This window comes from Pseudofrankia inefficax, from assembly GCF_000166135.1.
Classification (GTDB): domain Bacteria; phylum Actinomycetota; class Actinomycetes; order Frankiales; family Frankiaceae; genus Pseudofrankia; species Pseudofrankia inefficax.
Genome location: NC_014666.1, coordinates 6,014,797 through 6,026,354, shown reverse-complemented (window position 1 = coordinate 6,026,354; position 11,558 = coordinate 6,014,797). Strand labels below are relative to the sequence as shown.

The following is an 11,558-nucleotide window of genomic DNA, read 5'->3' as shown; positions in this document are numbered from 1 at the left end:
GGCGCGCGGCTCGCCCGCCGGGCCGCAGCGGTGGACCGGTCACCGAACCGTCAGCGCCTGCCCCGCGGTCTCCCGCTCCACCGCGAGATCCGCGTCGACCATCATGTCGACCAGGTCCGTGAAGGTGACGGTGGGCTTCCAGCCCAGCTGGCCCATCGCCTTCGACGGGTCGCCGACCAGGAGGTCGACCTCGGCCGGCCGGAAGAAGCGCGGGTCCTGCTTGACGTACGGCGTCCAGTCGGCGATCCCGACCCGGGCGAAGGACGCGTCCAACAGCTCGCGGATCGAGTGGGTCTCACCGGTGGCGACCACGTAGTCGTCGGGGGAGTCCTGCTGCAGCATCCGCCACATCGCCTCGACGTAGTCACCGGCGAAGCCCCAGTCCCGGCGGGACTCGAGGTTTCCCAGGGTGATCGAGTCCTGCAGGCCCAGCGCGATCCGGGCGACGCCCTTGGTGACCTTCCTGGTGACGAACTCGATTCCGCGCCGCGGCGACTCATGGTTGAACAGCATGCCGGAGCAGGCGAACATCCCGTACGACTCGCGGTAGTTGACCGTCAGGTAATGCCCGAAACACTTTGCGACGCCATAGGGCGAACGCGGGTGAAAGGGTGTGGTCTCGCGTTGCGGCGTCTCCCGGACCTTCCCGAACATCTCGGACGAAGAGGCCTGGTAGAACCGCATCCGGGAGACATCGGCGCCGGCCGTGATCCGCAGCGCCTCGAGGATTCGCAACACACCCATCCCCGTCGTCTCGCCGGTCAGCTCGGCCTGTTTCCAGGAGAGTCCGACGAACGAGATGGCGCCGAGGTTGTACACCTCGTCGGGCTGGGAGATCTCCACCGCGCTGATCAGTGAGGACAGGTCGGTCAGGTCGCCCTCGAGCAGCTCGACACCGGGAATGATCCGCTCGACCGTGGCGACCTTCGGGTTCGACTGGCCTCGGACCAGGCCAAAGACCTCATAACCCTTCGTCGTGAGCAGCTCGCCCAGGTACAGGCCGTCCTGACCGGTGATCCCCGTGATGAGCGCGCGAGGCACGATCACTCTCCTGTCTGAGTCGGCATGCCGCCGGTCGTGAGATTAGCGCTCGGTAAAGCATGCAGGTCAGCCGGGGGATGTGGCTGTCACCACGGGAGTACGATCCGTGCGTGTCGGACCAACCAGCTTAACAATCGCCGGCAGCAACGCCTGGCCCACGATGCGTCCACCCGCGGCGGTAATGTGCACGCCGTCGTCCCGGGTGAGGATCCCGTTGATGTGGTCCGTGAACTGGTTGCCCGGCGTGAGTACCGCGTTGAGATCCGCGATGCTCGCGATCCCTGGATGACGGCCGGCGGCCTCCCGCAACAGCTTGTTGAACTGCGCCACTCGTTCGGACTTGGTCTCCGGGAACTGCGTCCCGTCCGGTCCCTCGCGGGCCGCGACCGCCGGGGTGGTGAACAGGACCACCTTGGCGCCCCGCGCGGACAGCGTGGTGATCGCCAGATCGAGCTGCCCGGCCAGGTAGGTGTCGAACTTCGGCTCGCCGACGTGCGTCCACACCCCGTTCAGCAGCTGGTCGGTGACCTCCCAGCGGCCGACGAGGAGCACCGCGACGTCCGGGTTGATCTGGTTGACCCGGGTGGTGAAGCGGGCCGGCCACTGGTCGCAGCCGGTCGTCGTCGGCCCGGCGATGCCGTTGAGCTTGCGGGTCGGCAGCCGGGCGACCCCGCAGCCGAGCATCGACGCGTCGGCGACCTGCACGTTCATCGACGCCGCGACGGTGGTGAACTGGCTGCCGACCAGCGTCGTGGCCAGTGAGTCGCCGGCGACCAGCATCTTCAGCGGGGGCTCGTCGGTGGCGCCCGCCGCGCCCGTCGGGACCGTGCCGTTGCTGCCCTCGACCTGGGCCGCGAGCTTGTCCAGGTCGCCGGGGCTGCGGGCGGTGGACGCCGTCGTGCTGGTCGCCAGCACCGCGACGGCCACCACGGCCGTGACGATCGCCGGCACTGTCAGCCTGGGCTTGGGGAAGCGGATCTGGCGGCGCCGGATCGGGTTCTCGAGCAGGTAGAACGACAGCAGCGTGCAGGCGGCCGTCGCCCCCATCCGGGCGGCCAGCAGGACCGGCCCGTGCAGCCCGGTCCGCGACGCGGTGAGCACCTGCAGGATCGGCCAGTGCCACAGGTAGAGGCCGTAGGAGATCTTGCCGATGTAGGTCAGCGGCTTGATCGAGAGCACCTTCGCGACCAGCGAGTTCGGCACCTCGACGATCGCCGCGACCAGCACGCCCACGATGACGGCGACGCCGAGGAAGCCGCCCGCGTACAGGCCGCGGGCCTGCCCGTCGATCGTCCCCCACAGCGCGATCATGGCCAGCAGCGCCAACCCGCCGGCGTGGCCGAGGACCTTCTTGCCCCGCGGGGTGAACCCGGCCTTGCGCTGCGCCCGCCAGACGGCGAGCGCAGCGCCGGTCAGCAGCGCCTGGACGCGTACCTCGGTGCCGTAGTAGATCTTCGACGCGTCGACGCCGGCGAGCAGCAGGGCCAGGCCGATCAGCGAGCTCGCCTCGGCGCCCAGCACCGCCACCGACAGCGCCGCCGACTGGGCCTTGCGCCGTTGCTGCTTCCACTTGTCCGCGGTGCGGGCGCTGTGGCGCATCAGCAGGAAGACGATCAGCGGCCAGAGGACGTAGAACTGCTCCTCGACCGCCAGCGACCAGGTGTGCAGCAGCGGCGACGGCGCCGAGAAATGGTCGAAGTAGCTCTGGCCGGACAGGGCGAACCGCCAGTTCGCCACGTAGAACAGCGTCGCCAGGATGTCCAGGCGGATCTTGGGGACGTCGCTCGGCGCCGCCAGCCAGCGGGCGTACGCGGCCACGGCGAGCACCAGCAGCAGCACCGCCGGCAGCAGCCGTCGGAACCGGCGGATCCAGAAGTCCTTCAGGTCGATGCGCCGGGTCGCCCGGTACTCGGCCACCAGCAGTCCGGTGATCAGGAACCCGGACAGCACGAAGAACGTGTCGACGCCCAGCAGGCCGCCGCGCACCCACGGAATACCGGCGTGGTAGGCGATCACCGCGAGAACCGCGAGGGCGCGCAGTCCGTCGAGGCCGGGGGAGTGCACGATCGGCGCGAGGAACGTGCCGGTGGTGTCCGCGTCCCCTGGCCCGATCGCGTAACTGGCCGGGGGGGCCGTCTTCGGGTCGAGCAGCGCCAGGCCGCCGGTCCGGGCCTCGGCCGCGGCCTCGCCGCGGGCGGGCGGAACGGCCGCGCGACCGGGCGGTAGCGCGGCGACCGGCCGCCGGGTGAACGTCGGGTCCGGCCGGCGAGCGATCACCTCGGACCGGTCGCTCGGCCCGGTACGCGAGCGGGGGCCCCGGGGCACCGGGGTCGTGGGCGGCGAGAATCCGTCGTCGCCCTCGGGCTCGTCCGACCAGCGCACCGGTCGCCGGTCGCCGTCGGGACGGCGGGCGGGTGGCCACTCGTCGTCGCGGCGCCCGCCGCCTGGCCGGGCGATGGCGTCGCGGCGCGGGTCGCGCCGCTCCTCCCCGTCCCAGCCTGGCGCCCGCCGGCCGGGACGGTCCTCGCGCGCGCGTTCCTCCTGCTGGTCGCGACCGGTGCGGGCCGCCGGGCCGTACCCGGGGCGCGCGCGGTCGCCGGGGCCGCGGGCCGCCCGGCCGGGGCCGGTGCCGTCGGCGCGGTCGCGCAGGCCAGCCGAGCCGCGCCGGTCGGGCCCGGCCGGGTCGCCCTCGTCGCGGGCCGGGCCAGTCGCGCGGCCGGCGAACCGGTCCTCGCCTTCGGCCTCGCCGTCCCGGCCGCCGGGGTGCCCGTCCACGGGGTCCAGCCGCTCGTCGCGGCCGCCCTCGGACTCGTCGTCGGAGCGGCCGGGGCGGTTCGGGGCGGGCGCGCGGAACCGGGTCGCGTCGGAGATCCGGACCGTGTCAGCGTCTTTGCGGCTCAGCCGGGCCTCCTCCCGCTCGTCCGCCAGTGATGACGGGCGGCCCGGTGTCCGGTGACCGCTCTGCGAAGTATGCGGTAGTCCCTGGCGAGTTGCTCGCCCGAGTCCAGGGCACCGCCGACAGGCGGATGCCGGCTCGCGGGGCCCGCACAAGAAGCCTAATCATCACACCCATCGCTCTCGGGGGGTGGGACCGCGCTTGGTACCGTCCCGCCGTGAGCGAAGCCGCTGTCGTGCCAGCATTGGGGGGCATGTCCGACGTCGGCGACCCGGCGCGGCCGGGCCCGGCCCGGCCAACCCGGCGCTGGTGGCTGCTGCTCGCGCTGATCCTGGCTGTCGGCCTCGGTGTACGCCTGTGGTACCTGTTCGCCTACCTGCACCCCGCCCAAGTCATCGGCGATCCGCTGTACTACCACCAGGCGGCGAACCTCTTCGCCCGCGGGCACGGCTGGCCGGACCCGTACGAGCTGAAAATCAACCACCGGTACGTGGCGGACGCGCAGCATCCGCCGCTGACGAGCGCGCTGCTGGCACTGCCGTCGCTGGTCGGCCTGACCACGTTCCTGGAGCACCAGATCTTCGAGTGCCTGCTCGGCACCCTGGCGGTCTTCTTCGTGGCGCTGACCGGCCGCCGGGCCGCCGGGCCGGTCGCCGGCCTGGTCGCGGGGGCGATCGCCGCGGTCTACCCGGGGATGTGGATCAACGACCCGCTGGTGATGTCGGAGACGACCGGGATCCTGGCCTGCTCGGTGCTGCTGTGGCTGGCCTACCGGTACTGGGAGCGCCGCGGCTACCTGGACGCCGCGCTGCTCGGCGTCGCCGCCGCGGCGGCCGCGCTCGCCAGGGCGGAGCTGCTCCTGCTCACGCTGTTCCTCGTCACCCCGCTGATCCTGCTGGCCCGGCCGCGGGCGCAGGCGGGCGGCCGGCTGGCGTCGTGGCGGCGAGCCGTCGCGCTGCTGGTGACCGCCGGCGCCGCCTGCGTGCTGACGATCGCGCCCTGGGCGATCTACAACCTGGCCAGGTTCCACCAGCCCGAGTACCTCTCCACCGGGCTCGGCACCACGCTGGCGGTCACGACCTGTGACGAGACCTACTCCGGGCCCGCGCTCGGCTTCTGGGACTTCGACTGTGTCCTGGCGATCCCGAACCCACCCACCGAGCGCTCCGACCGGGACGTCTTCTACCGGAAGGTGGCCTACAGCTACCTCGGCAAGCACGAGCGCGAGCTGCCCAAGGTGGCGCTGGCCCGGATCGGCCGGACCTGGGGCCTGTTCCACCCGTTCCAGCAGATCCGGCTCGACACGATCGAGCAGCGGCCGATCCGCGTCAGCCAGGTCGGCCTCGGCTCGCTGTGGGTGCTGATGGCGGCGAGCGCCGCCGGCGCGGTGGTCCTGCGCCGGCGCCGGGCGCTGCTGCTGCCACTCGTGGCGCTGCCGGGCGCGCTGACGGTGGCGTCGACGATGGTCTACGGGACCAGCAGGTTCCGGGCCGTGGCCGAGCCGGCGGTCGTGCTGCTCGCCGCCGTCGCGTTCACCGCGATCCGCGGCCGGTTCGTCCCGCGCGGCCGGCACAGCGGCCCGCGGCGGCCGGTGATTCCGCTCGCCCGGCCGGAGCTCGCCCCGAGTGGGGAGACGGTGGCGCCGCCACATCCCGGCGAGCTGACGGTGCCGCTGCGTGCCGGCCCGCCGGGCCCCACGGTCGGGGCCGGCAGCGGCCCGCCGACGACGCCGACCGGGCTCGGCCCCGCGGCCGACGGTGGCGGTCCGCCCTGACCGTCGGCTCCGGCGGCGTGGGTGGCGGCCGGGTCACGATGCGTCTGGCGACGGCGCTGCGCCGTGACTGATCCGGCGTCCGCGCGCGGGCCGGAACAGTCCTGGTACCTTACCGACCGTGTCGGTCCGCAGCTTCCCGCGACTCGCGCCGTGAGCGGCCTGGGCATCCGCCAGCTGGCCCGTTCCGACGACCCGACGACCATCGCGGTCGACGGGAGCACCACGGTCGTCGGAGCGACGACCGGTCCGGCCGCCCCCGCCCAGCCGAGCGTCCCCGCGCGCCGGGACACCACGGTCTTCCCCGGCTTCGACGGCCTGCGCGCCATCGCCGCGATCCTCGTGCTGATCGTGCATACCGGCTTCATGACCACGCTGACGCTGCAGACGAGGTTCGGCCCGTACGTCGCCAGGGCCGAGATCGGCGTCGCGGTCTTCTTCCTGATCTCCGGCTTCCTGCTCTACCGGCCGTCCGTCGCCCGCCACTTCGCGCTGGCCGACCAGGGCGGCGGCCAGGACATCCCGGACGCGGGCGGGTTCTGGATTCGCCGGTTCATGCGGATCGTCCCGCTCTACTGGCTGGTCTTCGTGATCAGCCTGGTCGTCATCACCGACAAGATGATCGTCGCCAACGTCAAGGGCCTCGCCGAGTGCCTGCTGTTCCTGCAGGGCTACCAGCCGGCGTGGGCCCTGCAGGGCCTGACCCAGGCCTGGACGCTCGACGTCGAGGTCGCCTTCTACCTGTTCGTCCCGCTCTTCGCCTGGCTGCTGGGCCGGCGGGTGCGCTCGCCGCGGATCCAGCTGCTGCGGGAGCTGACCGGCGTCGCGGCGCTCTACCTGGTCGGCACGCTGGTGCACTGGCGGATGATCGGCCACGCGCACGGCTGGACCGCCGGCTGGCCGGCGTGGCTGCCGGTCTGGTGGGACCTGTTCTCGCTCGGGATGTTCCTGGCCGTGGTCTCCGCCTGGTACGGCCGGCAGGGGCGCCACCCGCGCTGGTCGACGCTGCCGGGCTCGGGGACGGTCTGCTGGCTGCTCGCGGCCGTCTGCTACTGGATCGCGAGCAACAAGATCGGGCTGCCGCGCTGGCCGATCTACCAGGCGACCGTGCGGACCGACCTCGGCAAGCACCTCTTCTACGGGCTCTTCGGGTTCTTCCTGCTGCTGCCCGCGGTGTTCGGGCCGCAGCGGCGCGGGATCGTGCGCCGGTTCCTCGCCAGCCGGGTGATGACGTTCCTCGGCTCGATCTCCTACGGCATCTACCTGTGGCACCAGACCGTCATCGACGTGGTGATGGAGCGCAGCGGCTGGAAGCTCTGGCAGGTCGGCTTCGTGCCGTTGTTCTCCGTGGTGTTCGTCGTCACGGTGCTGTTGTCGACCCTGACCTACTACCTGGTCGAGCGTCCGTGCCAGAACCTGGCGCGGGGCTGGGCGCGGCAGTGGAAGAACCGCGCCCGGCGCCGGCCGCTCACCGTGGCGGCCACCCGTCTCGCCCGGCTGGCCCGCCCGCGCGAGCCGGAGCCCGAGCCCGACCATGCCGTGCCGGCCCAGCCGGTCGGGCCGACCGCGGCCCCCACGACCGGGCCGTCCGGGGCGCGCCACGCGGCCGGATCGGGGGCGAATCCCCTGGCGGGACCGGCCGACGGCACCACGCCGTGGGCGGGCGTCGCGGCCACTGGCCCCTCCGTGGGCCTGTTCGACCAGACAACCGTCCCGGTGCTCGCGGAGACGGACACCCCGGATAAGATGACGCGCGAGGGCGGCTAGGCCGGCGCCACATCAGGCGGCTGGCTCGGCGACCCGGCCGAGGCGACACCGGGCGGTCGGTACGGGTCGGGTGGCCAGGTCAGAGGGCCGGATGGGCCGTTCGGCCGGCGCCTCGGCCGCTCCGCTCGGGGGCGTGGGGCGCGGCACGCGTGAGCCTGCCCACGGCCTCCCGTTGACCTCGCCGGAGAGGCTTCCCTAGACTGGGGTCGGCACGAGGGTCTGTGGGTCTCAGACCGAGCGGATCCACTCGAGCAGTCGTTATCGGTTCTGACAGTGTCGTTGTCAGCGCAAAGTCGTTGTAGCGCGTCTTCTGTCCCTCCGTCCCGGCGGTTCGACCCGGCTCTCGCGCTGACGTCAACCCCTAGTCGGAGCCGACCCCTTGACGAGCACCACCGACGTTCGACCCGTGGAGACCGTGACCAGCCCGCAAAGCCCGACCACACCACAGGTCGCGGTCAACGACATCGGCTCGGCCGAGGACTTCCTCGCCGCCGTCGACAAGACGATCAAGTTTTTCAACGACGGTGACATCGTCGACGGCACCATCGTCAAGGTGGATCGCGACGAGGTGCTGCTGGACATCGGTTACAAGACCGAGGGTGTCATCCCGTCCCGCGAGCTGTCGATCAAGCACGACGTGGACCCGCACGAGGTCGTCGCGGTTGGTGACCACGTCGAGGCTCTCGTCCTCCAGAAGGAGGACAAGGAGGGTCGGCTGATCCTGTCCAAGAAGCGCGCCCAGTACGAGCGCGCCTGGGGCACGATCGAGAAGCTCAAGGAAGAGGACGGCGTCGTCACGGGCACCGTCATCGAGGTCGTCAAGGGCGGTCTGATCCTCGACATCGGCCTGCGTGGCTTCCTGCCCGCGTCGCTGGTCGAGATGCGCCGTGTCCGCGACCTCCAGCCCTACGTCGGCCGTGAGCTCGAAGCCAAGATCATCGAGCTGGACAAGAACCGCAACAACGTGGTTCTGTCCCGCCGGGCGTGGCTGGAGCAGACGCAGAGCGAGGTCCGCTCCGAGTTCCTCTCGCAGCTGGCCAAGGGGCAGATCCGCAAGGGTGTCGTCAGCTCCATCGTCAACTTCGGCGCCTTCGTCGACCTCGGTGGGGTCGACGGCCTGGTGCACGTGTCCGAGCTGTCCTGGAAGCACATCGACCACCCGTCCGAGGTGGTCGAGGTCGGCCAGGAGGTCACCGTCGAGGTTCTCGACGTCGACCTGGACCGCGAGCGGGTCTCGCTGTCGCTGAAGGCGACGCAGGAAGACCCGTGGCGCCAGTTCGCCCGGACGCACGCCATCGGCCAGGTCGTCCCGGGGCGCGTCACCAAGCTCGTGCCGTTCGGCGCCTTCGTCCGGGTGGACGAGGGGATCGAGGGCCTGGTCCACATCTCCGAGCTGGCCGAGCGCCACGTGGAGATCCCGGAGCAGGTCGTCAACGTCGGCGACGAGATCCTGGTCAAGGTCATCGACATCGACCTCGACCGGCGCCGGATCAGCCTCTCGCTGAAGCAGGCGAACGAGGCCGCGGCGCTGGCCGGCGACGGCGAGACCTTCGACCCGAGCCAGTACGGCATGGAAGCCAAGTACGACGAGGCCGGCAACTACGTCTACCCGGAGGGCTTCGACTCCGAGACCGGCGAGTGGCTGCCCGGCTTCGAGACCCAGCAGGCCGAGTGGGAGCGGCAGTACGCCGAGGCCCAGGCCCGCTTCGAGGCGCACCAGGCGCAGATCCGCGCCGCCCGCGAGGCCGAGGCCGCCGCGGTCGCGCCGTCGTCGTACTCCTCGGAGTCCCAGCAGCCGGCCGCCTCGGCGATCGACGAGGAGGCCCTGCGCCGCCTGCGCGAGCAGTTCGGTCGCGGCTAGTCCGGCCCGGGGGCCTGGCCCTCTGAGCTAGACACGCTGATCGCCCCGCCGGCCAATGCCGGCGGGGCGATTCCGCGTTGCGGGGCCGGGCGATCCGGGCTGGTGCCTCGGCTGACGAGGTTGGCCTCGTCCTGGGACCCGCAAGATCGCTGTTTTCGCCCTCGCGTGGCTGTAACCACAGCGGTTTTGCAACCATACGAGGGCCAAAACGACGATCAAGCCAGCTCGCCGGACGCCGGCATCAGTGCGGATTAGGCGAAAGGCCGGCCAGGGGTCGTAAACGGGGTAGATTGCGCTGAATCTCTTTCCTGGGATCTGGGCCGGCGTTTCTCCAGGGTGGGCGAGGGTATTTTCCCAGCCTTACCGTCGAGCACGTCGGAGGCTGCGGTGTTCCAAATCCTGTGGATCGTGATCGGCGGGGCGATCATTGGTCTGATTGCCCGTGCGCTGATGCGTCGAGGGTCGGTCCCCCTGTGGGCGACCGTCTGCCTGGGTATTCTGGGCGCGCTTATCGGAAACGCCATCGCCGGAGCCATCGGGGTGCGGCACACGGGCGGAATCGACTGGATCCGCCACATTCTGCAGATCGGCGTCGCCTGCGGCCTGGTCGCCCTCGTGGGGCCGTTGGTGATGCGTGGCCGGCGCGGTGGTGGCGGCGGAGGCACCGGGCCGCACATGTTCTCCGGCTCCGGCCGTGGCCAGAAGTACAGCCGCGACCGCGACCGCTCGCACATGGACATGCGCTAGTCAGCCGGTAGACGTCGCGCGCCGGCCGGGGCCCGTCCCGGCCGGCGCGGGCTGCTAGCCGGCCAGCGCGTCGAGGGCGTCCCGCAGGGCCGTGGTGTGGGCGTCGACGTCGGCCTCGGTGGTCGCCGGGGACATCAGCGCCATCATGTGGAACGGGGTCATCAGCACGCCCCGGTTCAACAGGGCCAGGTGCAGGTAGGCGTCCAGCTGCTCGTCGAACGCCGCCGAGGCCTCGGCGCCGGTCCGCGCGGCCCGCCAGCCGGCCGCGGTCCCCGCGGCCGTGCCGGTGTCGCGGACGGGGGACATGTACTCGACTCGGCAGCCCAGCCGCACGGTCTGCCAGCCGAGGCCGATGTCGGCGAACGCCCCGGCTGTCCCGGCCTCGAACCGTTCGGCGAGGCTGATCATCCGGTCGAACGCGGCCGGGGTGAGCACCTCGGCCAGCGTGGCCCGCGCGGCGGCGAAGGACACCGGGTTCGCCGCGAGAGTGCCCCCGATGCCGTTGACGTCGGTGAGCCGCGGAATGTCGTGCTCGAGCACCTTCGCCGCCACGTCCGCCGTCATTCCATACGCACCGATCGGAATACCGCCCGCGATGGGCTTCCCGATGGTGAGGAAATCCGGCCGAAGCCCATGGGCCGCCGTGTACCCGCCGGGGCCGGCGCAGATCGTGTGCGTCTCGTCGATGACCAGCAGCGTTCCGTGCTCGTCGCACAGGGCCCGCAGGGAGGCGTGGAAACCCTCGTCGGGCAGCACGATGCCGATGTTCGTCAACGCCGGTTCGGCGAGGACGCAGGCGACGTCACCATGCGCGAGCTCGTGCTCCAGCGCGGCCAGGTCGTTGAACTGGACCACCCGGGTGGTCCGCGCGGGGTCGACCTGCGGCCCGAGGCTGCCGGGCCGGGCGACGACGCCGCCCTGGTCGTCGAGCGTCACGGCGGTCTCGTCGACGGTGCCGTGGTAGCAGTGGTCGAAGACCAGCACCTTCGGCCGGCCGGTGATCTCCCGGGCGAGCCGCAGCACGAACCGGTTGGCGTCCGTGGCGGTGAGGGTGAACTGCCACAGTGGCAGGCCGAACCGGTCGCGCAACAGCTCGGAGACAGCCGGTGCGTCGGCCGACGGCAGCATGGTGGTGATCGCCGACGCCGCCTGGGCGGTGACGGCGGCGACCGTCGGAGCCGGGCAGTGCCCAGCCATCGCGCCGGTGTCGCCGAGGCAGAAGTCGACATAGCCGTGCCCGTCGACGTCGGTGAGCCGGCTGCCGGCGGCGGCCGCGACGACCACGGGGTAGCTGCCGGGCCAGCGGGTCATCCAGTTCATCGGGACGCCGGAGAGCTGGGAGCCGCGGGCCCGCTCGAACGCCTTCCCGGCCTGCGGGTGCGCGGTGACGAACCGCGCCGTCTCGGCGTCCAGCAGCCGTGCCAGCCTGTCCCGGTCAACCCCCGCCATGAGCGGTCAGTCTACGGAGGACGTGG

At 71.8% G+C, this 11,558-nt stretch carries 7 protein-coding genes; 4 read left to right on the top strand and 3 right to left on the bottom strand.

Features of this window, described 5'->3' with window-relative positions; genetic code table 11:
• Positions 1-39: 39 nt before the first annotated feature.
• Together FRAEUI1C_RS24375 and FRAEUI1C_RS24370 are read right to left on the bottom strand one after the other, a co-directional pair.
• Positions 40-1,041, bottom strand: a complete 1,002-nt coding sequence (locus tag FRAEUI1C_RS24375; protein ID WP_013426019.1) for a GDP-mannose 4,6-dehydratase — start codon at positions 1,039-1,041, stop codon at positions 40-42.
• Between the two features lie 66 nt (positions 1,042-1,107).
• Complete coding sequence (locus FRAEUI1C_RS24370) at positions 1,108-3,816, bottom strand: acyltransferase family protein (RefSeq protein WP_013426018.1); 2,709 nt, start codon at positions 3,814-3,816, stop codon at positions 1,108-1,110.
• 338 nt (positions 3,817-4,154) lie between these two features.
• On the opposite strand from FRAEUI1C_RS24370, the gene FRAEUI1C_RS24365 reads away from it, so the two are divergent.
• The 4 genes from FRAEUI1C_RS24365 to FRAEUI1C_RS24345 all read left to right on the top strand — a co-directional run bounded on the left by FRAEUI1C_RS24365 (position 4,155) and on the right by FRAEUI1C_RS24345 (position 10,083).
• Positions 4,155-5,711, top strand: coding sequence for a glycosyltransferase family 39 protein (locus tag FRAEUI1C_RS24365; protein WP_368411120.1), 1,557 nt, complete (start codon positions 4,155-4,157; stop codon positions 5,709-5,711).
• A gap of 150 nt (positions 5,712-5,861) precedes the next feature.
• A complete protein-coding gene (locus FRAEUI1C_RS24355; RefSeq protein WP_013426016.1) occupies positions 5,862-7,475 on the top strand; it encodes an acyltransferase family protein in 1,614 nt (537 codons plus the stop codon).
• Between the two features lie 379 nt (positions 7,476-7,854).
• Entirely contained in the window at positions 7,855-9,336 is a 1,482-nt protein-coding gene (gene rpsA, locus FRAEUI1C_RS24350; protein ID WP_013426015.1) for a 30S ribosomal protein S1, read from the top strand.
• Positions 9,337-9,723: 387 nt separating this feature from the next.
• The gene (locus FRAEUI1C_RS24345) at positions 9,724-10,083 is read left to right on the top strand and encodes a GlsB/YeaQ/YmgE family stress response membrane protein (protein WP_013426014.1); all 360 of its coding nucleotides are present in this window, start codon (positions 9,724-9,726) and stop codon (positions 10,081-10,083) included.
• Positions 10,084-10,137: 54 nt separating this feature from the next.
• On the opposite strand, the gene FRAEUI1C_RS24340 is transcribed toward FRAEUI1C_RS24345, so the two are convergent.
• Positions 10,138-11,532 carry a transaminase gene (locus FRAEUI1C_RS24340; protein ID WP_013426013.1) on the bottom strand — a complete coding sequence of 465 codons (1,395 nt, stop codon included), beginning with the start codon at positions 11,530-11,532 and terminating at the stop codon, positions 10,138-10,140.
• Between the last annotated feature and the right edge of the window lie 26 nt (positions 11,533-11,558).

What these genes read in the sequence shown, in the direction of transcription:
- FRAEUI1C_RS24340 (WP_013426013.1), bottom strand. Translation starts at nt 11,532, where the DNA reads ATGGCGGGGGTTGACCGGGACAGGCTGGCACGGCTGCTGGACGCCGAG.